25 protein-coding genes are annotated in these 26804 nt (G+C 34.5%); 15 read left to right on the forward strand and 10 right to left on the reverse strand.

The features are described 5' to 3' along the window. The first annotated feature begins 6 nt into the window (after positions 1-6). The 11 genes from ILYOP_RS03640 (at position 7) to ILYOP_RS03690 (ending at position 10078) form a co-directional block, all read left to right on the forward strand. Positions 7-627 (forward strand): prepilin-type N-terminal cleavage/methylation domain-containing protein, encoded by a 621-nt coding sequence (locus ILYOP_RS03640; RefSeq protein WP_013387168.1) that lies wholly within the window; start codon positions 7-9, stop codon positions 625-627. A gap of 11 nt (positions 628-638) precedes the next feature. Continuing rightward, positions 639-1382: a hypothetical protein gene (locus tag ILYOP_RS03645; RefSeq protein WP_013387169.1), complete on the forward strand. Its 744-nt coding sequence runs from the start codon at positions 639-641 to the stop codon at positions 1380-1382. A 78-nt stretch (positions 1383-1460) separates the two neighbouring features. Next, on the forward strand, positions 1461-2474 hold the full coding sequence (locus ILYOP_RS03650; protein WP_013387170.1) for a hypothetical protein: 1014 nt from the start codon (positions 1461-1463) through the stop codon (positions 2472-2474). Between the two features lie 355 nt (positions 2475-2829). Continuing rightward, entirely contained in the window at positions 2830-3453 is a 624-nt protein-coding gene (locus ILYOP_RS03655) for a prepilin-type N-terminal cleavage/methylation domain-containing protein (protein ID WP_013387171.1), read from the forward strand. Between the two features lie 153 nt (positions 3454-3606). Next, positions 3607-4170, forward strand: a complete 564-nt coding sequence (locus tag ILYOP_RS03660) for a type IV pilus modification PilV family protein (RefSeq protein ID WP_013387172.1) — start codon at positions 3607-3609, stop codon at positions 4168-4170. An 11-nt stretch (positions 4171-4181) separates the two neighbouring features. Further along, entirely contained in the window at positions 4182-4835 is a 654-nt protein-coding gene (locus ILYOP_RS03665; RefSeq protein ID WP_013387173.1) for a pilus assembly FimT family protein, read from the forward strand. 10 nt (positions 4836-4845) lie between these two features. Next, positions 4846-5664 carry a hypothetical protein gene (locus tag ILYOP_RS03670; RefSeq protein WP_013387174.1) on the forward strand — a complete coding sequence of 273 codons (819 nt, stop codon included), beginning with the start codon at positions 4846-4848 and terminating at the stop codon, positions 5662-5664. Between the two features lie 81 nt (positions 5665-5745). Further along, entirely contained in the window at positions 5746-6780 is a 1035-nt protein-coding gene (locus tag ILYOP_RS03675; RefSeq protein ID WP_013387175.1) for a hypothetical protein, read from the forward strand. 109 nt (positions 6781-6889) lie between these two features. Further along, positions 6890-7465: a prepilin-type N-terminal cleavage/methylation domain-containing protein gene (locus ILYOP_RS03680; protein ID WP_013387176.1), complete on the forward strand. Its 576-nt coding sequence runs from the start codon at positions 6890-6892 to the stop codon at positions 7463-7465. A 737-nt stretch (positions 7466-8202) separates the two neighbouring features. After that, positions 8203-9192, forward strand: coding sequence for a Gfo/Idh/MocA family protein (locus ILYOP_RS03685; RefSeq protein WP_013387177.1), 990 nt, complete (start codon positions 8203-8205; stop codon positions 9190-9192). A 28-nt stretch (positions 9193-9220) separates the two neighbouring features. After that, positions 9221-10078: a patatin-like phospholipase family protein gene (locus ILYOP_RS03690; RefSeq protein ID WP_013387178.1), complete on the forward strand. Its 858-nt coding sequence runs from the start codon at positions 9221-9223 to the stop codon at positions 10076-10078. Between the two features lie 94 nt (positions 10079-10172). Here ILYOP_RS03690 and ILYOP_RS03695 read toward each other — a convergent pair whose 3' ends face one another. From ILYOP_RS03695 to ILYOP_RS03725, 7 genes are read right to left on the reverse strand one after another with little or no spacing between them, the layout of a single operon-like run. Then, entirely contained in the window at positions 10173-11492 is a 1320-nt protein-coding gene (locus ILYOP_RS03695) for an amidohydrolase (protein ID WP_013387179.1), read from the reverse strand. Between the two features lie 25 nt (positions 11493-11517). Next, complete coding sequence (locus ILYOP_RS03700; protein WP_013387180.1) at positions 11518-13239, reverse strand: adenine deaminase; 1722 nt, start codon at positions 13237-13239, stop codon at positions 11518-11520. 54 nt (positions 13240-13293) lie between these two features. Then, positions 13294-14355, reverse strand: a complete 1062-nt coding sequence (locus tag ILYOP_RS03705; RefSeq protein WP_013387181.1) for an ABC transporter substrate-binding protein — start codon at positions 14353-14355, stop codon at positions 13294-13296. 17 nt (positions 14356-14372) lie between these two features. Further along, the gene (locus tag ILYOP_RS03710) at positions 14373-15425 is read right to left on the reverse strand and encodes an ABC transporter ATP-binding protein (RefSeq protein WP_013387182.1); all 1053 of its coding nucleotides are present in this window, start codon (positions 15423-15425) and stop codon (positions 14373-14375) included. Positions 15426-15441: 16 nt separating this feature from the next. Next, positions 15442-16224 carry an ABC transporter permease gene (locus ILYOP_RS03715; protein ID WP_013387183.1) on the reverse strand — a complete coding sequence of 261 codons (783 nt, stop codon included), beginning with the start codon at positions 16222-16224 and terminating at the stop codon, positions 15442-15444. A 1-nt stretch (position 16225) separates the two neighbouring features. After that, positions 16226-17053 (reverse strand): ABC transporter permease, encoded by an 828-nt coding sequence (locus tag ILYOP_RS03720; RefSeq protein WP_013387184.1) that lies wholly within the window; start codon positions 17051-17053, stop codon positions 16226-16228. A 40-nt stretch (positions 17054-17093) separates the two neighbouring features. Further along, complete coding sequence (locus ILYOP_RS03725; protein ID WP_013387185.1) at positions 17094-18101, reverse strand: LacI family DNA-binding transcriptional regulator; 1008 nt, start codon at positions 18099-18101, stop codon at positions 17094-17096. Between the two features lie 368 nt (positions 18102-18469). Between ILYOP_RS03725 and ILYOP_RS03730 the strand changes: the two genes are divergently transcribed. Together ILYOP_RS03730 and ILYOP_RS03735 are read left to right on the forward strand one after the other, a co-directional pair. Next, entirely contained in the window at positions 18470-20599 is a 2130-nt protein-coding gene (locus tag ILYOP_RS03730; protein WP_013387186.1) for a transglycosylase domain-containing protein, read from the forward strand. 651 nt (positions 20600-21250) lie between these two features. Next, a complete protein-coding gene (locus tag ILYOP_RS03735) occupies positions 21251-22054 on the forward strand; it encodes a Cof-type HAD-IIB family hydrolase (protein WP_013387187.1) in 804 nt (267 codons plus the stop codon). 49 nt (positions 22055-22103) lie between these two features. Here ILYOP_RS03735 and ILYOP_RS15625 read toward each other — a convergent pair whose 3' ends face one another. The 3 genes from ILYOP_RS15625 to ILYOP_RS03745 form a co-directional block, all read right to left on the reverse strand. Beyond that, positions 22104-22196: a MetS family NSS transporter small subunit gene (locus tag ILYOP_RS15625; RefSeq protein WP_013387188.1), complete on the reverse strand. Its 93-nt coding sequence runs from the start codon at positions 22194-22196 to the stop codon at positions 22104-22106. Between the two features lie 2 nt (positions 22197-22198). Next, positions 22199-23710, reverse strand: coding sequence for a sodium-dependent transporter (locus ILYOP_RS03740; protein WP_342633605.1), 1512 nt, complete (start codon positions 23708-23710; stop codon positions 22199-22201). Between the two features lie 481 nt (positions 23711-24191). Further along, positions 24192-24689, reverse strand: coding sequence for a GNAT family N-acetyltransferase (locus ILYOP_RS03745; protein WP_013387190.1), 498 nt, complete (start codon positions 24687-24689; stop codon positions 24192-24194). Between the two features lie 265 nt (positions 24690-24954). Between ILYOP_RS03745 and ILYOP_RS03750 the strand changes: the two genes are divergently transcribed. After that, positions 24955-25755, forward strand: a complete 801-nt coding sequence (locus ILYOP_RS03750; protein ID WP_013387191.1) for a histidinol-phosphatase HisJ family protein — start codon at positions 24955-24957, stop codon at positions 25753-25755. Positions 25756-26089: 334 nt separating this feature from the next. Further along, entirely contained in the window at positions 26090-26776 is a 687-nt protein-coding gene (locus ILYOP_RS03755; protein ID WP_280985343.1) for a phosphate acyltransferase, read from the forward strand. The last annotated feature ends 28 nt before the right edge of the window (positions 26777-26804 follow it).

Consider the following 26804-nt stretch of genomic DNA (forward strand, 5'->3'; position numbering starts at 1 on the left):
ACTGTCATGAAAAGAAAAGGTTTTAATATCATAGAGATGATAATAGTAGTAGCAATAATAGGGATAGTGTTTTCACTGACAGCTCCTCTTGTAAAAAGCTTTGGAATGGTAAACGAAAGAATAAGAGTCCAAAACGAGGTGGACAGGGAGTTTGCAGTAGTCAGTAAATTCATAAAAGAAGAGGTGAGATCTGCAAGGAGGACATCAAAATCTCTAGATGTAGACGTAAAATACGCTGCAATTTTTAATTTAAATGGAGAGGATTTTGATAGTTTTAGTGATTTAATCCTTGAAACAGAACTAGATGAAGATACAGGCACGATAAGTGCTCTTAGCACAGGTTCGGTATTATTTTTAGAAATCCCCTATGAAGACTCTGAGGATGGCTCAGACGATGATTCTAAGCTGGTGTTTTTGTTTTTTGAAGATAGCCAGTTAAGATACATAGAAGATTTTGATGACAGCACAGAAGAGATACTCATGGAAAATATATCAGATGGAAGCTTTGAACTTAGCACAGATGGGGTAGTTATTTTTTCAATTGATTTAGACGTGGGAGATTATGAAGGGAAAATCAAAGATTCTATAAGGGAGTCTGCTGTGAGCAGGATAGACCTGGATATATAGGGGTGAAAAATATGAAGAGAAAAGGATCATCTTTAATACTAGCGGTACTGTTACTTGGGTTTTTTACGGCAATGTCCATGAATATATACTATATAAGTCAGAAAAAGGCGGAAAACGCAGGGGATAAAAAAGGTGGTGAGCAGCGTACCAATGAGATAGATATAGCTTCTAGTATAATATATCAGGAGGCCTATCTTGCAGAGAATTTTGTGAGAAAGGGAGTCGTATATGACCCTGATCATCCTGCCAGCTTAGGTGATACAGACGACTACACAGAGCCCGATGAGGATGAGATCTATTTAGATTATGATTCTGATTCAGGTGAATGGACATATTCATATACTTATTGTGGGATACAGCTCAATGATATTTCAGAATACTTTGACTCTAACTGGGATTATACAAAGGATGATTCAACCTCCCAGAATATAATTATAAGTGAGGAGGTAGAGGACGGAGAGGTAAAAAGCAGGATATGGCAGACTGGGGAAGTTCCTAGCAAGATAACCAAGCTTTGGGATGATTCTGACCTTCTAAGTATAGGGGGATATAAGCTAATCAGTAAAACAGATAACGGTACAGAAAGAACAGCTGTCTTTGAAAAAACAGTGAAAATTGTGGGAAATGACGATGAGATTTCCAGTATGACTTTTCTCATAACGGCTACAGAGACTGTAAATGTAAGTACAAATTCAGATGATGAGGAGGAATATTCTGGAGCAGAGATGAGTTTAGCCATAGAAAAGATAGATTAGGGTGAAAGGCGGATCATCTTTTAAAGGAAGACATGGGATTTTTTATAGCACTTTGGATTGTTGAGTATAGGGGGAAATATGAAGAGGGTAATGATATTTTTGATGTTTTTGATTTTGGTGAGTGGGATGGCCTATTCTGAAACAAGGACAGTTTATCTGATAGTACCTGCAGATGCAGGAACTTTGAGCTATTATGCCGTGGATGAATACGAAGCCGAGGTAACTATAACAGCTTCAACGGAAACAACATCATACCTGGGAAATTCAAACCTTAAGTTGGTGACTCTAGACGCTAGTACATCAGATACATTTAAGCTGATGGCCAAGTATAAGTTAAATGATAAGTATTATTTTTTGATATCATCGAATACAGATACAGAAAGTGATGACAATTTAGAAATTCTCGAAACTAACTTTGTAAGCACTAATTCCCCTTCTGAAGTCTATAATGTATTTGGCAGCTTTGATGATTATCCAGGGATAAAAATACAGGATGATGTGAGACTTTCGATGATCCCCGTAACAGATGAATTTACAGAGTTTACTGATGGTATAGTAGATGAAGTCTATCTCAGTGATGACGATGAAACGTATAATAATGTAGCAGTAAATGGTTATGCTGGAATAAGTCCTAATAATTCAACAACATTTACTATTAAAGAAAAAGACAGTGAAACAGAGACGGTATATACAGACCTAAAAACTATATCAGACCCCCTAACATACTCTTACACTGACGATGACGGCAATGATCATTATACTGTCACAGTCACTTATGCACAATTTAGAGCAAAAAATACAAATAGTTCGACATTCACTTATGACGGTAAAAATGATGGAAATGAAACATATACATTAACTGGTGAAATGGTTCTAGATCTTTATGCATATAATTCAGGTCAGGGTAGTTACTGGATGGAGATTATACCTGAAGGAGACACCGTGGTACTTATAGATGACATAGGAGTCACTGCTGAAAGGGAAATAGATGCGACGAGTAAAGCATCTGATAAATCAAAATCAAGGGATACAAATATAAAGACAAGCCTTATTGATAGCGACAATTTCATAATAAAAAATATAGAAGAATAATCAACTTAAGCTGCTACTTGAAATAATTTCTGATAAATTACTGAATTTACAAGAATACTAGAGTCAAAGGATTTTGTCACGAATGAAAATCTATAAAAGATAAAAAATTATCACGAATAAGGATAAAAGATTTTTGCCACAGAGCATCATAAAAGTGTATGTTGCGCAGAGGAAAAGAGAGTTTCGCAGAGTAAAAGTAACACAGTTTTTCTGAGAAATTCAATAGTTTGATTTGAAATAAAAGGGCAACTTGGGTTAATTTTAGTTTCTCAGTTGAAAGTAGTTTAAATTTTAAGTCTGTTCTTATTGAAGGTTGGATAAAATTTATTGTAAAAAAACTTGGGGTGGAAAGCAGATGAAAAAAAAGGGATATACTGCTATAGAATTTGTGGTTGCGATAGCAATACTTCTGGTCCTTGCATGGATAGGAGGACTTTCTGTTATAGAGTCTATAAAGAGAAATGATTATAATGAGATGATATCTATAATCCCCAAGGCTATATTTGTAGAAACAAACAAGGCCTTTGAAGAGGGAGAGGAAAAAATCATCACATTAGATTTGACTTCAAAGTTTATAGAGGCAGAGGAGGGGGAGAAATATCTTCCGGAAAATTATACTTATTCTGTGTACTCTGTAACCAGGGATGATGACTGGAGTATAGGGGAATCTTCTTCTAGCACAGATGTAACTGAGAAACTTACAGATTCTCATTCAGAGGTTGAATTTGAGGTAGATGATGAGGGTAAGATCAATTCTGTCTATTATGACGGTGATGATTCTTCTGAAGATTCAGGGTTTTACAGCAAATACCACCCCTCTATACTGGTGGAAAGCGACGGTGAGCCATTTTGCAGAATCGATATAATCTCCTCTTTGCATATAACTCCGAAGGTAAAGGTTTATAGGCCAGATGGTGCTGATTCGACTATAGAGGATATGAAAGACCCGGATAAGTGGATTCTTGATTCAAGGATTTAATATTTGAATTCAAAACAAAAAAGGAAGAACAAGATTAAAAATCCTGCTCTTCCTTTTTTATTTTGCCAGTTGATTTATTTTGGCTTATTTTGTTGAAAAAAAAGGAAAAAAAGTATACCATTGAGTATATGTTTTTTAAAGGGGATGTTTTTTATGAATAAAAAGGGTTCTGTGCTTATAGAGTGTCTTATTGCTATAGTAATATTTTTGATAGGGATAGTGCCGATAACTAACTTCACAATTAGTTCACTTAGTATAGACAGAAGGTCTAACGAGATAGAGGAGGCGGCACGTATAACTACCACTGTTATAGATTATATAAAATCTGAAGGCTATGACACTATTCTTGCAAAAAATTATTGGGGCACAGATACATATAAAATAGCCAGTGGTTCTGTTCAGATAGACTCTGATAATAATAAAAGTAATGAGATCTTGGGCAGTTCTTTTGACCTGGAAGGCCGTGGAATAGACCTGGAGGATGCAGAACTTACCATATCAGTCATGAAATCAGACCTGGTTTTGGATACGACTGAAACTTATACCAACCCTGTTACTAGTGTGGCATCTAATGTTTTGTTTGGAAGCAGTGGTCTTTCAGAGGAACAGTTTATATACGGCAGGGTTACTTTGAAATATGAATCACTAAAAAATGGTTCCGGAGAGAAAACATACGGCCAAAATTTCATCTTGGCACCTATAGAAAACAGAAAATAAGGGGCGTTGTAATGAAAAGAAAAGGCTTTAACCTCATAGAGATGATAATAGTTGGAGCTATAATAGGATTGGTGTTTCTCCTTACAGCACCACTTGTAAAGAGCTTCGGGATGGTAAATGAAAGAATAAGAGTCCAGAATGAGGTGGACAGAGAGTTTGCCGTAGTGAGCAAATTTATAAAAAAACAGGTGAGGTCTGGAAAAAATACCAGAGAAAATGAGAAGCTGACCTACACTAAAAGTGACGGTAGTGAAAAAACAATCGATGGAGTAGGATACTCTAAAGTATTTGAAACGGAAACGGATTTTGTAAATTTCAGCGATCTCTACTATGATGATCTAAAAAAGAAGGATGACGACAAAGAAGGCAATGTACTTTTCGTAGAGATACCAAGTGAAAGCGGTTCAAAATATGCATTTTTTGTTTTTAAAGAGGATGAAAATCAAAAAGGTCAACTTATATACACAGAGGTAGACGAAGATGCTACTGACTTCGGTTTAGTGGCTGAAGAGGTCTTGATGGAAAATGTATCGAGTGCAAGCTTTGAACTGAGTTCAGAGGGAGTAGTTACTTTTTCTATAGATTTAGATGTGGGAGAATTTGAAGGGAAAATCAAAGATTCTATAAGGGAGTCTGCTGTGAGCAGAATAGACCTGAAAATATAGGGGTGGATTTATGAAAAAAAAGGGATCGGCTATAATACTTACCGTCTTACTACTTGGATTTTTTACGGCCATGTCACTGAATATATATTATATAGGGCAGAAAAAGTCCGAAACGGCAGGGGATAAAAAAGCCGGAGAGCAGCTGACAAACGATATAGATATAGCTTCTAGTATAATATATCAGGAGGCTTATTTGGCTGAAAATTTTGTGAGAACCGGCGTACTTTATGACTTGGATAAGTACGGGACAGACCTCAGCGGTTTCGATGATTATGAACTAAAAAACGGAGATAATTCATATTTTGATGTTTCTGATGGTACTTATGATAAGGAATATCCTGGGATACAGCTAAGCAGTATATCTGAATACTTTGACTCTAACTGGAATTATAAACTTGATAATGATGGAAATGAAACGGGAGCAGCATCTCAAAAGCTCATTATGAGCGAGGTGGTAGAGGACGGCGAGGCAGAAAGCAGGATATGGCAGTCTGGGGGGGTTCCCAGTAAGATAACCAAGCTGTGGGAGGACACTTCTCTGCTCAGTATAGGGGGATATAAACTTAAAAGTATCGAGATAGATGGCGTCGATGTGAGCGTCGGTACTAATACTAAAACTGAAATAGAAAACGAGCTGGATACAGATTCTACTTATATAAAAGCTTCTTTTGAAAAAACTGTGGAAATAGAGGGGAATGGCGATATCCCCAGTATGAAATTCGTAATAACGGCTACAGAGACTGTTAATCTGGATACAACTTCGGGAACAACTTTGGCTGATGTTGATTTTTACGGAGCAGTGATGAATTTGACCATAGAAAAACAATAGGGAGAGAAAACGAATCTACGAAAAAAACTGGGAGAATCTGTGTATAACATTATGGGATAATTAAGTATAGGAGGGAAAGATATGAAGAGGATAATGGTATTTTTGATGTTTCTGATTTTACTGAGCGGGATGGCATACTCCAGAAGTATTTATCTTGTAGTTCCAAAGGACGCATATAGTAGTATGAGTTATTATGCTGTTGACAAAAGTGGAACTGTGACAATTATCGAAGATAAAGACTTATTGAATAAAAAATATATGGGAAACGATAAACTTTATCTTGTGACGCTGAAAGCTGGATCTGAAGGAACTTTTAAAATGATGGCCAAGTATAAACTTGATGGTAAGTATTATTTTTTAGTATTACCAGATGCTGATGTAGATACTATAAAATCTGAGTTTAATAGTACCGACACATTGTCAGAGGTATATGATAACTTTGCAAGTTATAGCAGCTATCCGGGAATAAAAATAAAAGATGATGTGAGGCTGTCCCTGTTACCTATAAATACCGGGGACAAAAATATAACCGAAATTACTGAAGAAGTTACCTTAAATGGTTATACAGGGATTAATCCTAACAGTAGCGATGATAAAGAGTTTTATATGAAATTGGAAAGTGGTACAGAATATGGTTTGAAAAAAAATAGCGATGTAAGTACCGATAAAGACAAAGACAAAGACAAAGACAATACTTATAACCTGTATTCAATTGTTACAGATAAAGATGGTAATAAAAGTTATTCAAAGGCTGGGACAACTGAATTTGAGAAAATAACTACTATCCGTTTTACATCAAAAGATATAAAAGATACGACCGATAATGTTTTAACGGAAGACGGTGTATCCATTAAAAATAATGAGACCTATACCTATGAAGGGGATATGAAAGCAAGTTTTGAAAAGGAAAATGGTAATGGTCAGTGGTCAATGGTTATAGATGGAACTGCCGGAGGGGGAGACACTATAGTTTTCATAGAAGACACAGGGGTGTCTGCCGAAAGCGGGATAGCTGTGAAGAGTAAGGTAAATAATAAGTCAAGAGCAAGAGACACAAACATAAAGACAAGCCTTATTGACAGTTATAATTTTGTAATAGAAAATATCAAGGAATAATTTAAGATTTCACAGCCTGGAATAATCTTTTCCAGGCTGGAATTTTTTATATTTTATTAAAAAGATTACTGTGAGACAAAGACTATATTTTTACCGGAGGCATAGTTCTATGAAAAAAAAGGGATATACGGCGATAGAGTTGGTGATTGTGGTTGCCATAATACTAGTGGTAACAGGGATCGGAGGACTATCTATGTTAAAGGCCATAAAGAGAAATGATTATAATAAGATGCTGTCTATCATCCCAAAGGCTATATTTGTAGAAACAAACAAGGCATTTGAAGAGGGGGAGAGCAAAACCATTACACTGGATCTGAGCTCAAAGTCTATAGAGACTGAGGATGGTGATAAATCTCTTCCTGAAAATTACACTTATTCTGTGGGAAATGTTACCAGGTCAAGCTTAAGTGATACAGGTACATATTCTGGTTTAATTGCCAGTACAAGTGTTGATTTTGACATTGACTCAGAGGGGAAGATAAACAATATAAAATTAGATGGGACAACATACATGGATGGATCAGACCCGAAAGAATTTAACAGCAAGGATCACCCTTCTATACTAGTGAAAATCGACGGTGAGTCATTCTGTAGGATTGATATAATCTCCTCTTTGTATATAACTCCCAAAATAAAGGTTTATAAACCTGACGGTTCTGACTGGATTCTTGATTCAAGAATTTAGTATAGTTAATTTCAAAGGTGAAAAGGAAGGTTAGGATTTCATATCCCTGCTCTTTCCTTTTTTTATTTTGACCATTGATTTGGTTTTATATTTAATTCGATGTGTTACTAAATAAATTACTGAAATTTACAAGAATATTAAAGTCAAAAGATTTTGTCACGAATGAAAACTAATAAAATACAAAAAAATTAACACGAATAAAGAAAAACCTTTTGGCCATAGAGGGCGCGGAGAAAAATAGAGAGTTTCACAGAGTTAAAACCAAACTATATATGCTTTCTTTTGCGAGAGGTTTTCAGTCTCTTTTCCCTTGCCATTGACAAAATCAGCGTTAAGAATAACCGTAGAGAAATCCTTAGAAAAAATCGACTGTCTGAGCAAAGCGAGTAGCCAAAAAATAACGAGTTACACGAGTATATTTTATGGTTCTCAGAAACTTGTTTTCTGAGTTTCATTACTCTTCTTAGATTTCCGAAGGTATTTAGCTTATTTTTCACAGGCCTTGATTTTTGGTTATGCCCTGACCAAAGGGAGGAAATGCCCTTGGGGTACTTTGGGCAACCAAAGAAAGTAACACAGCCTTTCGGAGAAATTCAATAATTTAAAACAGACAATAGCTAAGTAAGAACTTACTTTTACTGAATCAAACTAGGATCTATACAAATAAAATTTAGTTTTACCTAAAATTTGTACTATAATTTTAATACAGTTTTAATATAACTTTAGAGGAGGAGTTTATGATTAGATTTGGAGTAATAGGGACTAATTTTATAACAGATTCTTTTATAGAGGCGGGGAAAAAACTTGCAAATTTTAAAGTGAAGGCAGTTTATTCGAGAACATCAGAGCGAGCACTGACCTTTGCCGAAAAACACAGTATAGACAATACCTTTACAGATATAAGTGAGATGGCTTCTAGCAAAGAGATAGATGCTGTCTATGTGGCAAGTCCCAATTCTCTGCACTGCAGTCAGGCAATAGAGATAATGAAGGCCGGGAAGCACGTCCTGTGTGAGAAAGCAATGGGAACAACTTCTAAAGAAGTAGAAAAAATGATAAAAACAGCTCAGGAAAATAATGTACTTTTGATGGAGGCTATGAAAACGACATACCTTCCGAATTTTAAGGTTATAGAGGAAAATATTCCTAGGATAGGGAAGGTGAGAAAATTTTACGGAAATTATTGTCAGTATTCCTCAAGGTATGATAAATTTAAAAAGGGAGAAATTTTAAATGCCTTTAATCCAAAATTCGGAGGAGGCGCCCTTATGGATATAGGGATATATCTTGTGTATGTGGATCTCAAGCTCTTTGGAAAACCGGAAGAGGTAAAGTGTATCTCAAATATTCTTTCATCGGGAATTGACGGTGAGGGAAGCCTTCTCTTGAAGCACAAAACATCTACCTCTGTTCTTTCTTATTCAAAAATAACAGATTCTGATGCTCCTAGTGAGATACAGGGAGATCTGGGGAATATAATCATTGATGACATCTCAAGGGGAGGATCTGTGAAGCTGGTTTTACGAGACGGTACAATTGAGAATCTTACATTGGACCAGGAAGAAAATTTACTCTGTTATGAAATAGATGAGTTTATTTCCCTTGCTATGAAGGGTAAAAAAGAGTCTAAAAGAAATTCCCACCGTCTTGCTCAGAAGGTTGCAAATGTTTTGGAAGAGGCGAGGGAGCAGTCGGGAATAATTTTTGGTCAAGAATTGCACGAATAGAAACAAATAAAAAAAGGAGGGTTTTCAGGTGAAAGGTATAGGTTTGGTTCTTGAAGGAGGAGGTTTGAGAGGTATGTATACTGCAGGGGTTTTAGATTTTTTCTTAGAGAAAAATCTGGAATTCAACTATGCTGTGGGAGTATCTGCAGGTGCAATATATCCAGCCTCATATGTATCCAAACAAAAGAAAAGAAATTTCTATACCCAGATGAAATATCTAAATGACAAGAGATATATGGGTCTGAAATATCTGTTGACTACAGGGAGCTATATAAATATAGACTTTACCTATAGAAAAATGGCCTATGAGCTGGTTCCCTTTGATTTTCATGCTTTTATGAATTCCAAAGTTGATTTCAAGATAGGGGCCTTTAACTGCAGAACCGGGAAAACAGATTATTTTTCCAATGAGGATTTTCTGAGTAAAGAAAAAGTCTTGGAAATATTAATTGCTTCGGGAAGTCTTCCTTTTATCTCAAAAGAGGTCTTTATAGAGGGGGAGCCTTATCTTGACGGAGGAATAGCCAGTCCCATTCCCATCAAGAAATCTATAGAAGACGGGAACTGTAAGCACGTTGCTATTTTGACTCAGGACACCTCCTATGAGAAAAGGCCACTCAGGTATAGGGGCATGACCAAGATTTTTTACAGAAAATATCCCAAAGTTGCCTCGGCCCTCATAAACAGACATAAGGTCTATAATGAATCCATTAAAATACTGGAAAAACTTGAAAAATCAGGTGATGTCTATGTGATCAGACCAGATGAAAAATTGAATGTTGCAAGATTGGAAACAGATTTAAATAAAATAAAAGAACTGTATAATCTAGGGATTAAAGACGGTGAAAAGCACTATGAAAAGCTTCTGAAATGGATAAAAAAATAAGTTGAAAAAGGAACCTAACTATCTATTTTGTTAAGTTCCTTTTTTTATTTATCTGTGAAATCATAGGTAATGCAATCAGAATAATAAATATTATTTATAATTTATTTGCTGTTTCTAGTATCTTATTTTTAATGGATTTTAAATTTTCTATTATCTTTTCAGGATTATTTTTTTCTTGGAATAGTTTTTTATTTTTTACCAAGATTTCACCATCAACTATAACTGTATCAACATTACCAGGGTTTGAAGAGTATACCAAAACAGAATAAAAGTCATAAATCGGCTGCATGTTTATGGAATCTGTTTCAAATAAAACCAAATCTGCTTTTTTACCAATTTCTATAGAACCGATCTCATGATCTAAATTTAATACTCTGGCACCTCCTATTGTGGCCAATTCCAAAATTTCTTTGGCGGGAAATATGCTACGATCTTGATTAAAGAGTTTGTGTATTTTTCCTACCAAGGGCATCTGGGTCAGAATATCTAAAGTGTTACCACTCATTGGTCCGTCTGTTCCTAGACCGATCTTCATATTTTTTTTATACATAGCTGAAATTGGGGCAACCCCTTTGGCGCCTTTGGAATTTGCTCCCATATTATGTGAAATTCCAACACTTTTTTTGTTCAGTAATTCGATATCTTTTTCTGTTACCAGTATTGAGTGAGCAGAAATAAATCTTTCACTAAGTACCCCTATACTGTCTAGATATTCTACCGGCGTCATATTATATTTTTTTTCACATTCTTCAAACTCATAGTCCATCTCTGCAACATGCATCATCATAGGGATGTTATATTTTTTTGATAATTCAGCAGTCTTTTGTAAAGCCTCTGTGTCATTGGTATAAATAGCATGTGGAGCCACTGCGGGAGTTATGAGTTTGTCATCTATCCATTTTTCTATAAACCATTTGCTATATTCAAGTCCCCCATAGGGTTCATTTGAGTCGGGAGAAGGGAAATCAACGATGGTTTCTCCTAGTACCCCTCTTATACCAAACTCTTTTGCTGCCCTGGCAACCTGGTCTTCATAATAATACATATCTGTAAAAGTAGTTACACCGCCCAAGAGCATCTCCATAATTCCGTATTTTGCTCCTAGATATACCAACTCCTTATCAACCAGCATTTTTTCCAAAGGAAATAAGTACCTCTTAAGGCGGTCCTGGACATCGTCTGCAAGACTTCTAAATACAACCATAGAAGTATGAGTATGAGTATTTATCATTCCAGGAATCATAATTCCGTTTTTTCCGTCAATAATATTATCACATGAATATTTTGCTAGAAGAGTTTTGTCACCGATATCAAATATAAGATTATCCTTGATTACTAAGACTCCATTTTCTATAATATCTTTATCTTTATTCATGGTGAGGATATTGATATTTTTTATAATCATTGAAACCATATAGTTATCTCCTGTTCATAATCTATTATAAACCCTTGTAAAATAAAGGGACTATTTCCTGTTTAACAACATCAATTAATCCTTTATCGGATATTTTTAGGCTTGGACTAACTGGTAGAGAAAGAGTACTAAAAGACATTAATTTATTGTGATGAACATAGCCCAATTTACTCATGCAGTCACTTACAGTTTTTACCTTTTCTGCCAGCAGATCGATTCTTTCATCTGATATGATACCCCCTATAGGAAGCTCTACACCGGCAATAATCTTTCCGTCCTTAATTACACAGTAGCCTCCACCGTTTTCAATGATCCAGTTAGAAGCAGTTACCATGTCCTTTGCATTTCTACCCATGACCATAAGATTATGGTGATCGTGAGCATAGCTAGTGGCAATGGCACCTTTTTTTATTATACTTCCCGTCACTAATCCAAAAGATTGATTTTTACTTTTTCCGTATCTGTCAAACACCGATATCAGACAATAATCAGACTTTTCCCACTGTAACTTATTATTTTCTACATTGAGAGTAGTTTCTTTCTCGATTGTAAAGGTGCTTTCAGGTATCACTTCTATTGCTCTGCATTTCACCAGACCACCTTCTATAGGAGCCTGTACTTGAAAATCTGTTTCTTTTAAAAAATTTAATTTTATACTGTTATAAAATTTTTCTGGGAATTTTTTTTCTGATTCTTTGTATTTCACCTTACCGTCAAATATCAATTTACCGTTTTTATATACTTTTTCAATATGAAACTCCTCTATACTTTCTAAAAGTACAAAATCTGCGATTTTTCCTGGAGCGATACTTCCTCGGTCGTCTAATAGCATTCTCCTTGCAGGAGTATATGTGCTTACGTATACTGCCATCTCTTTAGGAACTCCCATACTGATTGCCTTTTTTACAAGCTTATTTAGATGTCCTTTCACAAGTTTGTCGGCCATAGTATCGTCTGTCACAAGACAGAAATGTTCATATAACTCATTTTCAACAAGAAAGTTTATATTTTCTTCTGTCATGGATTTTTCCTGAATCTCCATAAACATTCCATTTTTAATTTTTTCCTCGAGAGAAGCCGGTGTTTGCTGAGTATGATCAGCATCAACTCCCTGATAAATAAATTTAGCCAAGTCTAAACCGGATATTTTTGGGCAGTGCCCCTCTATTCTCATGTGAGATTTTTTATTTTTTATTTTTTGAATTATTTTATTGATGGTGGACTCTTGATCACCAACTAAATCCTTGAAATTCATAACCTCTCCCAGACAGCATACATCCTCTATATCCAGGAGTTTTTCCACATCTTCTGCCTTTATACTGGCTCCTGTGGTTTCTAGTTCCTTGTTTGTAGAGGGTACCGAACTGGGGATGCCGTAAAAAAAATCTACGGTACTATTTTTAGAATTATTGATCATTTCTCTTATACCGTCCACGCCAAAAACATTTGCCATTTCGTGAGGATCGGCAACTAGCGTGGTAACCCCGTGGGGAACAACTCCCTGAGAAAACTGAAAAGGAGTTGTCATAGAGCTTTCTACATGCATATGAATATCTATAAGTCCCGGGATCATATATTTAGAATGCCCGTCAATAACTTTTTTAGCTTTTAATTCTTCATCTTGCACTTGAGAAACGTTTCCGATATATAAAAACTTGCCATCTAATATGGCTACATCTCCGTGAATAAATTTTTTCAGATAAGAATTATAAACCTGTACATTTTTTATTATTAAATCCAGCTCCATAACAATCTCCCTCTTTAATTTTCATATATAAATCTATAGTTTAACCAAAGTAATTTATTGGTTTAAAGTTCTGTTCCAGCTATCTATCCACTTAAATTTAACTGAATTTACAAAAGCATGATCAACAGTGTTAGATTTTTCAACTACGTCGCCATAAGTCAGGCTTGCTGATTCTTCTTCAGTCAATTCTACCTGAGAATTCACAGGGGATTCTCCCAGTGCCTTGGCAGTTCTGCTCTGAACTTCTTTGCTTAGTGCATAATTTATAAACTTTGTAGCTAATTCCTTGTTCTTAGAAGATTTTAATATGTTTATAGTATTAAAGTTTATAAATGCCCCTTCTGATGGATCTACAAATATTACATCTGGTGCTCCGCCTTTGACTCTTCCATAGGCAAAATCAGCAGTGATAGCTGCAGCTATCTCATTGTTAGCAAACATATTTGCCAGGTCTGATGATCTACTATAAGTTTTAACCAGGTTTGGTTTTAATTCTTCTAGAGCTTTAAAAGCTGCATCTCCGTTATCAGAGCTTATATCAGTGTTTTTATAATTAGAAGCAATATACATAGTAGCAGGTCCAAAAGTTGTTGTAACATCAGGAATTGATATTTTTCCTTCTAAGCTAGAGTTCCATAGGTCGTTCCATGATTTGATCTCAAAACCTGTTTTATTTGGATCATAGGCAATCGCTGCACGATTTAAAGTATAAGCAGGACCGTACCCAGATTCTGTTAATTTTTTTGCTTTTTTATCTAGATTTTCTGCATTAGGAATTTTGCTGTAATCAATTTTTTCAAATAATCCGGCTTCTATACCTTCTTGAGCAAAGGCCTCTGCCAAATAGATAATATCAATGTTACTGTTAGGGTTGCTCTTTAATTTTGTCAGTCTTTCTGAGTTATTTCCTGTTTCCAAAATTATTTTTACATTGTTTTCTTTTTCAAATGGTGTAAAAACATTTTCCCACAGCAAGTCCTCACTGTATCCCCATGTAGAAATAACTAATTCAGTTGGAGCATCACCCTTTGCTTCTTCTACTTCTTTTTTTCCTCCGCACCCTGTTAGAGCCGCCAGTGTCAGTATTAAAGTTAAAATAATCGATAATTTTTTCATAATATCCCTCCCTTTTTTTATACTAATATTAATTTATTTGATGGCATGTATAACCTTACCCTGTTGCCCTTACTAAATTTTTTATCATTGCCGGCAGTTACCAGTATATTCCCTATCTCTGTATTTACAGAATACTGATATTCCTTCCCCAGATAAGTTCTGACTTCTATAGTTCCGTCTATTGTATTGTTTTCCTTGGTAGTTTCACAATCATGAATTTGAATATCATCTGGTCTTATTGTACCTACTTTTTTGTCATTTACAGATATATTCTCACTGTCGTAGTCACTGGCAAAATTTATTCCTGATTTTGCAACATATAAATTATCACTGGTTTTACTCAGATCTAAAAAGTTTTCAAAACCTACAAACCTTGCCACAAATTCACTTGCAGGATTTGAGTATATTTTTTCAGGTGTGTCGTATTGCTCTATTATACCTGCATTCATTACAGCTACTTTATCTGATATGGAAAAACATTCTTCCTGATCGTGAGTTACAAAAACTGTTGTAATACCCAGCTTTTGCTGAAGTCTTCTTATTTCCACTCTCATTTTCAATCTTAATTTTGCATCCAGATTACTGAGAGGTTCATCTAATAACAACAACTTTGGTTTGATAACCAAGGCTCTAGCAAGTGCGACCCTCTGTCTCTGACCACCAGAAAGCTCCTTTGGATAACGGGAACCGAAACCGTCTAAGTCAACAAGCTTCAGTATTTTTTCCACATCTTCTTTTATATCTTTTTTATTTGTCTTTTTCATCTTGAGTCCAAATGCCACATTATCAAAAACAGTGAGATGTGGGAATAATGCATAACTTTGAAAAACCAAGCCAAAATTTCTTTTATGCACAGGAATATGTGTGTAATCATCTTCATCAAATACAAACTGACCGCTTTTTGCATCTATAAAACCTGCGATTACCCTAAGGGTGGTAGTCTTACCGCATCCACTTGGTCCCAGTAGAGAAACCAGTTGTCCTTTTTCTATATCGATATTTAAGTTTTTTAATATATTTGTACTGCCGTCATAAGAAACGACAATATCCTTTAAATTTATCAGTGACATACTAACCTCCAGCTTTTTATTTTGAAAAATAACTAAGTCCTAATGTTTTTTCCACAATAAACATAATTCCTATTGTCATAAACATCAATGTAACTGACAAGGCTGAAATTGTGGGATCGTAATAATATTCAACATAACTCATCATTCTGATAGGAAGAGTACTTACTCCAGGTCCCGTAAGGAAAATAGATATCGGAACATTATTAAATGAATTTATGAAAGCCAGCATAAAGGCAGCTATGACACCTGATGTTATATTTGGGAATACAACCAGGAAGAATGTTTTTAATCTACTCGCCCCTAAACTCACTGCCGCTTCTTCTATAGAATAGTCAAAGCCCTCTAAACTAGAAGCTACAACTCTTATAATATATGGCAGTATAACGATAGTGTGTCCTATTAATAAGCTTGTATAGACAGGCAATCTCAGTTTTATAATGACAAAATTGAAAAGTGAGAAACCAAAAACTATCCCAGGAACTATAATTGACGAGAAAAACAAATTTTTAATAACATTTTTTCCTTTGAAATCATTTCTGCTCATGGCATAGGCAGCTGGGATTCCGATAATCAGTGCAATGACTGTAGCAATAACTGCAATCTGAATACTTATCTTAAAGGTATTCATAAACATATCTGATGTAAAGATGTTGTTAAACCACTTAAGGCTAAATCCCTTTGGTGGAAAAGCAATAACCTCATCTGGACCAAATGCCGTCATTATGATAATAACTATAGGGGCAAATAGGAAAAAATATACACAGAAAGTAAAAAATGTCAGCCACTTATTCTTTTTCATACTAAACTCCCCTTTCATTTAATTTACCGGCTAGTTTATTTATAATTCCAATAACAGTCAGAGTGGTAATTATCATTACTGTAGCCACAACAGAGGCTCCGGTCCAGTCTCCCAAAGTCATTGCCCGTTGATAAACAAGAGTAGCTAAAACCATATTTTGATTTCCACCTAAAAGCTGAGGAGTCGTATATGCTGTAAAGGCTCCGGTAAAAACAAGGACACTTCCCACTATAAGTCCTGGCATACTTAAAGGGAATATAACTTTAAAAAAAGCAGTAAATTTATTTGCTCCGAGGCTTTCTGCAGCCTCTAGGAGATCATCTTCGATATTTTCCATGACTCCTACCAATGAAACTACCATGAGGGGTAAAAAAAGATAAACAGAACCGATTATAATCGCAAACTCTGTATATAGAAGTTTTACCGGTTTATCAACTAGATGTAGGGCCATAAATATATTGTTGAAGACTCCGTTTTTACCTAAAATCGTCATCCAGGCAAAAGACCGGACAACTGAATTGGTCAGAAGAGGGAAAACTGTACAGGCGATAAATATTCCCCTTAGGCTTTTTTTACTTCGGGATATAAAATAAGCAACTGGAGTCCCCAGTATCATAGAAATAACTGCCGTAATAAGTGCTATTTTGAGAGTCCTGTTATATATCTTCAGGTAATACTCATCTTTAAAAAAAACCAGATATCGTTCTAAAGTGAGTTTACTTCCATCAATGACAGTAGAGCTCGTTGTATAAACTAATGGAACCAGTAAAAACAAGACTATCAGAATCAATCCGGGGAGTAACAGGGCATAGAGCCATTTTTTCTTCATAAAAATCTCCTTTTTCAGTTTAAAATTTAAATATAAAAGTTTATATTTTCTTTTTATTCACAAAATCTGCAGATTCACGTTCAATGAGTCTTGCAAAAAGACAGCTGCTCATATAATCTCTTTCTGATCCTGAGATACTTTGTATTACAGCTTCTATGGCAAGTTTACTCATTTTTACAAGTGGATAAGCAATTGTTGTAAGCTTCGGAGTAATAGATGAAGCCAGCTCTATATCATCAAAACCAACAATTGAAATGTCTTCAGGTATCTTGTATCCCTTAAAGTTTAGATAATTTATGGCTCCTATTGCCATTAAGTCATTTCCGGCTACAATACCGGTAATATCTTTAGACGAATTCATCAGTTTTTTTATAGACTTGTATCCAGATTCCAAACTGAAATCACCGTGTTCTACAATGTTTTTATTATAATCTAGCTTGTGTTTTTCCAATGCCATTTTGTAACCCTTGTGTCTGTAAAAGGAAATTTCCATATTTTCTGTACCGCCGATAAAAGCGATTTTTTTATGTCCCAATTTGATCAGGTACTCTGTTGCCAAATATGCTGCATTTTCATTATTTACCGATACTGAATCTACCTGAATGTTTTTAAGTTCCCGGTCTAAAACTACAATTGGAATTTTGATCTCCTTTGCTTTATTTATGACATCTTCCAAACGAAAGGATGATGTATAAATAATCCCGTCAATACCTGTTCCTATAAGATTTAGAAGAAAAGATCCTCCGTCATTTTTTAGTCCGCTCAAATTGATAAGCAGAATATTATAGTCCAATGTATTGGCAATTTCACTTATTTCTTTGGTTAATTTTGCAAAAAATGGGTTTTCAATATCAGGAACGACCAAAGCTAATGTTCGTGTTTTTCTGTTTTCAACGTTTCTTTGCAGTGGTTTATAATCTAGTTCATTGATTGCCTTGAGAACCCTAGCCTTCATTTCATCACTGACATATCCAGATCTGTTGATGACTCTAGATACTGTGGCAGTAGAAGTTTTTGCCAATTTAGCAACCTCTTTTATGTTGGACATAAATCAACACCTTTCTTCACTTTGTAATAATTTTCATACTCATATGTAAACTGTTACATATGAGGCTAAAATAAAATGACATAGATATGCCAAAAAATCAAAATATTTTTTTTATTTGAGAATACTATAAACTAAATATTGTATTTAGTCAATATTTTTAAAGCTGTATTTTTCAAAAGAAAAACCTTGATCAAATTAGTTTCCCCATAAAGAATAATGTTATTAGAGAATTAGTAATCTGAATAATTAATCTCTTATATCAAAGAAGCTTCATAATTACATCACATAAATATGAAATAATATGGCACAATAAAAACAATGTAAAATAAAAACTACAGACTTAAAAAAACTAAGAGGTGTAAACTATTATGAAAAAAATATTCAAGTATTTATTTTTATTTGTCGGAGCCGGTGCAGCAGTGGCTTTTGCTACGGGACTAATTTTACTGTTTTCTGCCTATAGGAGCCTTCCGGATATAGAGGAACTGGTAAAATCCTATAAGGACTCGGAGCCAACAATAATCTATGACAGCAAAGGGAAACAGGTGGATCTTATAACCAAACGTAGGGGAGAACCTATACATATTGATGAGATTCCTGAAAACATGAAAAATGCTGTTATTGCTATAGAGGATAAAAGGTTTTATACTCATCACGGCTTTGATATGAGAAGACTAGGGAAAGCAGTTTTGGTAAATCTATCAAGGGGAAGAGCGGTCCAGGGAGGAAGTACCATTACCCAGCAGCTGGCAAAAAATGCATTTCTGAGCAATGAAAAAACTTTTCTCAGAAAAGTGAAAGAAGCCTTGATAACTCTGGAAATAGAGAAAAGATATGAAAAAGACGAGATCCTTGAAAAGTATCTGAATGAAATATATTTTGGATCAGGATCCTATGGAATAAAAGAAGCTTCAAGGTCGATATTTGATAAAGATGTGTCTAAAATAAATCTGGCTGAGGTCGCTATTCTTGCAGGTGTTCCAAACAGGCCTTCTAAATATGACCCTAGAAAGAATTTGGATAAGGCCATAGAAAGAGGTCAGCTGGTTCTGAAACTAATGTTAAAGCAGGAGTTCATAACTGAGCTAGAGTATGAGAGAGCTATGAATCATAAATTTGTCTATGAAAAAGATCTTAAAAACAGCGGAAAGAGTAAGTATGTGTCTGCAATATTGGACAAAAGAAGTAAAAGATACTTTAAATCACCTGAATTTACAGACATAGTGGAAGACGAATTAGTTGAAATGTTTGACGAAAAAACAGTTTATGAAGGGGGCTTAAAGGTCTACACAGGACTTGATGCAGATATGCAAAAAATTGCCCTTGAGACCTTTAACAATTATAAACCCTTTACAAATAATTCAAAACTTCAGGGAGCACTTGTAACAATAGACACTGAAACCGGTTATGTAAAAAGTATTGTAGGTGGAAAAAATTTCCGTTCAGGAAATTTTAACAGGGCAATTAGTGCCAAGAGACAGCCTGGATCTGCATTCAAGCCTTTTGTATATTATACAGCCTTGGAAAAGGGAATAGCTATGAATGAATTGAGGGATGACTCTGCTGAAAAATACGGAGACTGGCAGCCGAAAAACTATGGTAATAAAAGTTATGGAGAGATAACAATACTCCAGGCCATTGAAAATTCTGTAAACACAATAGCTGTAAAACTTTTAAAAGAAGTTGGTATATCAAGTGTTATAAGTAATTTTAAAAAGACAGGAGTTTCCATAGATATACCCAAAGATCTTTCTATAGCTTTAGGAACTATGAGTATTACTCCTATGGAATTGGCAACATCTTATGCTCCCTTTTCAAATGGAGGATATTCAGTGCAGCCTATATTCATTACAAAGATAGAAGACAGAGATGGAAATGTATTGTATGAACAGTCTGTAGTGAAAAAACAGGTTTTAGACAGTGAAAATATATCACTTATTACACATATGCTAAAAGATGTTGTAAGTTATGGATCTGGAAGGCGTGCAAGAGTAAGAACTGCAAATGGGAAATATGCAGAACAGGGTGGAAAGACAGGAACTACAAATGACAACAAATCTGCTTGGTTTGCAGGTGTAACCCCGGAATATGCAACTACTGTATATATAGGATATGATGATAATACATCTATGCCATCATATGCAAGCGGAGGATCTATAGCTGCACCTTTATGGGGTGAATATTATCAGGCTATGATCAACAGAGGTGTATACACTCCAGGAGACTTTGGATTCATTAATGAAAACCTAAAAAACAAAACTCTAGTATCTAGAACTATCGATCTGAGAACCGGAGAATTGGGGTCTCCTTCAAGAGAGTATAAGAGAACTGCTCTTTTCAAGAAGGGACAGGTTCCTGACGGATTTACTGATAATCTTTACTGGGGAATCAAAAATATGTTTGGGAATAAGGATGATCAAGTAGAAGACGAAGAGAATGAAGACGGAGAGAAAAGTAAGAAAAAAAAGTCCAGACTTTTTTTCAGACATTTTTTCTAAAAAACTCTAAGTAACTGAGTATATGAACTATATTAAGATAAAAATAAAGCCATTGTTATAGATGAGATTTCTGTAACAGTGGCTTTTATTTTTGGATTTTATTATAAATTTGTGAAGAAGCTTGAAAACTTTACTCTTATATATTAGTATTTAAGTTAAGCGGCTATTTGAAGTTATTGCTGATAAATTACTGAATTTATAAGAATATTAGAGTCAAAGGATTTTGTCACGAATGAAAACCGATAAAATTCAAAAAAAATTAACACGAATAAGGATAAACCTTTTGGCCACAGAGGATCATAAAAGTGTATGTTGCACAGAGAAAAAGAGAGAGTTTCACAGAGTTAAAACCAAACTATATACGCTTTCTTTTGCGAGAGGTTTTCGGTCTCTTTTCCCTTGCCATTGACAAAATCAGCGTTAAGAATAACCGTAGTGAAATCCTTAGAAAAAATCGACTGTCTGAGCGTAGCGAGTTTCGAGTTTTTCTTGGATTTTCAAGGTTATTTAGCTGATTTTTCACAGGCTTGAACTTTTGGTTACTTTTCTTTCAAGAGAAAAGTAACGAATCCTTATAAATTCAATAGTTTAATTGAAATAAAAGAGTAACTTAGGTTATTTATATATTTGTAATAAATAGGAGGATATATTTTGGATGTTAAAAATAAGATAAAAATTGTGGCAATTGATTTAGACGGAACTCTTCTTAATTCAAATCATGAGGTTTCCCCTAAAAATGCCGATGTTTTAAGAAAACTGGAAAAAAATGGAATTAAGGTTGTAATTACAACTGGCAGGGCCTATGAGGCCATGATAAGATTCTATAAGGAAATAGGGTTGAATGGTGAGGCAATCTGCTATAACGGGGCAGTTGTCTATGATAAAGATCATAATCCTGTATGGAAAAACACACTAGACCATGAGACAGGCCTTGAACTGGTAAAAGTGGGAGAAGAATTTAACACCTATCATCATGGTTTTATCGACAATAAATGGGTTCTTCCAGAGATGACAGATATAGCAAGAGAATACAAAAATAGAACCGGACTAAATGAAACTCTGGTTGATTTTCATCAGCTAGAAAATATCGCCTTTACCAAGATGATGTATATAGGGGAAAATGAGATACTTATGGATATATACAATGTTCTAGATGATAAATTTGGGGACCAGCTTTATAAGGCATTTTCAAATCCTATGTTTTTGGAGATAATGCACAGAGACTCATCTAAGGCTAAAGCACTTTCCTTCCTCTTAGAGGAAAACAATCTGACTTCAGATAACTTATTGGCTATAGGAGACGGGTATAATGATTTTGAGATGCTTTCCATGGCGGGTATAGGGGTTATTATGGAAAATGCTCCTGAAGAGCTTAAAAAGCATTTTATGCACAAGGCTCTTTCCAATGATGAAGACGGAGTAGGGAGATTTTTAGAAAGTTTTTTTGAAATTTAAATAAATCCCCCTCTGTATACAGAGGGGGATTTATTTTTGTGTTATTTAATTATTTCTTCATAGCGATATAGAGACAGTAACCGAAACCACCCCAAAGGATAGAGATACTTACTGCAGCAGTTATTATAGAACTAGTACTCATAATTATACCTCCTTCTCAGTTTCTGTTTTGTCATTTACTTTTACAAACTTAGGTAGGATTACAGCAAGTAAAATTGTTCCAAGCATAAATCCGCCTCCGTATAAAGCAATAGCATTCATAGAATATCCTTCATAAGGAGAAGAAATATCACCGATGATATTTTTAACTGTCATAACTCCAAGGATAGCAGGAGTCAGGAATTTCAAACAGAAGTTCCACCATTTACCGATTTTGAAATCTGATAAAGGGTTAACATATTCTCTTATACTTTCAAGGTTAAAGAACCAAGAAAGAAGGATTATCTCTATAAGACCGGCAACGGCAACACCGTAGTTATTGATATAGTGATCAACTATGTCTAAGATGTAAAGACCGGCTCCAGTTGCAAATATAAGTGATGTGCAAAGACCTACTAAAACCACTATATTAAGGGCCTTTCTACGCTCCATACCAAAGTTGTCGATTATAGCAGAAAGTACTGTCTCAACAAGAGAAATACTAGAAGATATACCTGCAAATAATAGTGAAAGGAAGAAAGTCACTCCAAACAGAGAGTTCATTCCAGGTAGAGCACTGATTGCTTTTGGGAAAACAATAAATGCAAGTCCTACTCCTGCACTTGCAACTTCACTAACTTCTACTCCCTGAGTATGAGCCATGTATCCTAAGATACTAAATACCCCTATACCGGAAAGAATACTGAAACTACAGTTTCCAAGTCCTGTTATAAATGCGTTGTTAACGATATCAGAATCTTTAGGAAGATAGCTTGAGTAAGCAAGCATTATTCCAAAAGCGATACTTAAAGAATAAAATATCTGACCGTATGCAGCGACCCAAACTTTTGGATCTGCCAGTCTGCTGAAATCAGGTTTAAAGAAATACTCTAGTCCTTTTGCAGCTCCAGGAAGAGTTACTCCTCTTACTGTGATAGCGATAAGACTAAGTACAAGTAAAGGCATGAAGATTTTACTTGCTTTTTCTATTCCGCCTTTGATACCCATTCTTAGTACAATGAAATTAATTCCCCAGATTATAAGAAGAGGTATAACAACTTTAAGGTTAAGTCCTCCTAAATGCAGAGGGGAATCTGAAAGGTTAAGATAAGTTCCAAACAGGAATCCCTTTGTGTCTTCACCCCATCCAGTTGTAAATGCAAATTTTAGATAACTCATCGCCCATGCTATTACTACCATATAATAAACAGTTATAGCGAAGGATATAGCTGTCTGCCACCATCCGAAAGCTTGCCATTTTTTGTTAAGAGATCTAAATACCCCAGGTGCACTACTTCTGATCTTGTGCCCTAATCCAAACTCTAAGATCAAAATAGGAATTCCCGCAGTAAGAAGTGCGACCATATAAGGAATCAGAAATGCTCCTCCACCATTGCTTGCAGCTGTATATGGGAACCTCCATATGTTACCAAGTCCAACAGCAGAGCCTATCGCAGCCATTATAAAACCAACACGCGAGCCCCACTCTCCTCTATTTTTTTTACTCACTGTAACCACCTCTTTCTAAAATTTTAAAAAATTAATTTATATTAAATTAAAAATTAAATTTCACGCTTAATGAACTTTTATAATTTAATGTAAAATTTATTTTTCACTTATGGTTACATATTATATATCATTTTTTTGTTATGTCAATACTATTTTTATATGCCTAATTGGACATCACTTCTGTAGAGCTTTTAAATAAAAGGTTTGTTATTCCTGAGAAAGTCGAAATTAATATACAATATCAATACAAAATAACCTGAAAATATATTTAAGTAATTTTTTTCATAAATTTTTCAAAAAAACACTGTATTATTTATTAGGAAATATATGGAATTAAGTACTTTTTTTTAATACAATTAAATTATCACAGATTATTTAGAAATATTTTTTCATTATTTTGTATAAAAATGTTTTTAATAAGCTTATACAATTAATTTATATTTAATCTTATTTTAATAAAATAGATATAAAAAAAGTAGGCTTATGCCTACTATATTTTCACCCATCCCATCATAATATCCGATTCTAGTTCGTCTCGGAAATTTTTGATTCTTCCTCTTAAACGGCCTTCTTTTATAAACCCGACTTTTTCATAAAAATAAATAGCTCTTGGATTGGATTCACGGACTAAAACTTCAAGTCTCATAATATCTTTCATCTTGTTTACCTTTTTAAAAAAATATTTAAAAAGAGATTTTCCTAATCCCATGCCCCTATACTCCCGAAGTACTGCTATATTGATATCACTTATTACGTGGTCAAAAAGATAAAAGTTTTCTCTGCAACCGTGTAGTTCACCGATTATTTTTCCTTCTACTTCTGCTACCACTATGATTCCGCTGTCTATGGCTTTTTTCACAAATCCTTCTACATATTCACGGGTTATTTCATTTTTTAATATAGGAAGTCCGCTTCCTTCATAGGCGGCATTTTTATAGAGATTTTTTATTCCCTCTACATCTTCAATCTTTCCAAGTCTAACGATCATTTTTATCCTCCAAACTCTATGTGATTTCAAATTAAATTATTATCATACTTAAATCTAAATAAAAAAACTTCTGCCTAAACATAATTCTATCTCTTAAATTTATATGTGTCAATTTAAAAAAATGATTAGTTTGTATTTATTTATTGAATATCTGCCTGAAACCACTGTAGGGTGGACATATTTGAAAAAAAATGTTATTTTATTATAATTTAAAAATTGTTTCAGACTGTGAATTATACTATATACCTTAGGGAGGAGAACTAATATGTTTGATTATCATATACATTCGGAGTTTTCAGATGATTCAACTGAAAAGATGAGTAATATAGTAGAGGAGGCCATAAAAAAGGGCGGTAAAAAACTTTGTTTTACGGAACATATGGAGTTTAACTATCCCCATGAAGAGTTGAAGTTTGAATTAGATTATGATGCTTATAAGAGTGAGTTTGAGAGAATAAAATCAATTTATGGTAAAAAAATAGACCTATATATGGGTGTTGAGATGGGTATTCAGGGAAATGACAGAGAGATAAAGGAAACTATAAAATACGCCAAAAACCATGAGTTTGACTTTATCATAGCATCTGCCCACTGTCTAGAAGGCGAAGATTTATACAGTATGGATCCTGAGACTCAGAATATAGATGAGTTTTTTACAAGATATTTTCATGAGATGCTAAGTGTTTTCAAACAATACAATGATTATGATGTGGTAGGACACATAGACCTTATAAGAAGATATTTCCTCAAGGCCCATGATCATAAGTTGGAGAAATCTCAAGATGTTTTAAGGGAACTTTTATCTCATGTGATAAACAACGGCAAAGGTATTGAGATAAATACCGGAGGTCTTTTTTATAAGTCTGCAAATATAAATCCCACTCTAGATATATTAAAGTTATATAGGGAAATGGGAGGAGAGATAATCACCATAGGAAGTGATGCCCATGTTGCTGAGAGGGTAATGAGTAACTATTCAAAGGCTATAGAGGCTCTAGATACAGCAGGATTCAAATATGTGACTACTTTCTCTAAAAGGGAAAAAGAGTTTCATAAGATAAAATAAAAGTTTAATTATTTTGTAAAATTTAGCAGTAATTTAATATTCTTTCCTGTATCATTAGATATATAATCTATTGGTGCAGGAATTTTTTTATGATTGAAAATAAAAAAAAGGAGAGTCTATGGTCATTAAAAATTTTGAAGAACTCATAGAAAAAATAAAAAAAGGTCACAAACCCAAAAGAGTTGTTGTTGTCTGTGCAGACGATCTGCATACATTAGAAGCTCTGAAAAAAAGCTGAAAAAGACGGGATATTAAAGTCTGTTTTAATAGGAAATAAAAATAAAATAAAAAAACTTTTAAAAAAATATCCTTTGAAAAAAAAGAAAATGAGATTATTGACGCAGAATCAGATACTTTTGCAGCATCTAAAGGTGTAGAGATAATAATAGGTAAGAAGGCGGACTTTATGATGAAAGGGAAAATTCAGACATCCGATCTCTTGAAAGCTGTGGTTGACAAAAAAAACGGACTTGGTAAAAGTCGAATAATGTCTCATGTCTCTATTTTGGAAATACCTACATATCATAAAATTTTGGCTGTAAGTGACGGTGGTATGGTAATCTGTCCCAGTTTAGAAGAAAAAAAACAGATATTAGAGAATACCCTTGAGGTTTTTTTGTCTTTAGGTTATGAAAATCCAAAAGTAGCAGTGCTTGCAGCAATTGAAAAAGTAAATCCTAAAATGAAAGAAACTCTTGACGGAGAAGCCTTGAAAAATATGTACATAAATAAAGAGATAGAAAACTGTATAATCGAAGGACCTATTTCTTACGATCTGGCAATATCGATGGAATCAGCCAATATAAAGGGATACAAAAGTCCTGTAGCAGGTGATGCTGATATTCTTTTAGCACCGGATATTACCACAGGAAACATTTTGTCAAAATCTTTGGTTTATTCTGGAAAGGCAAGGATGGCAGGGTTTATAATTGGAGCAAAAGTTCCTATAGCTCTTACTTCTAGAGGTGCATCTTCAGAGCAAAAATATTTATCTCTGGTTATATGTTCGGCTATGTTTTAAATTGACTTTTAATTTGTAAGTTGGGAGG

Source organism: Ilyobacter polytropus DSM 2926, from assembly GCF_000165505.1.
In the GTDB taxonomy this organism is placed as follows: domain Bacteria; phylum Fusobacteriota; class Fusobacteriia; order Fusobacteriales; family Fusobacteriaceae; genus Ilyobacter; species Ilyobacter polytropus.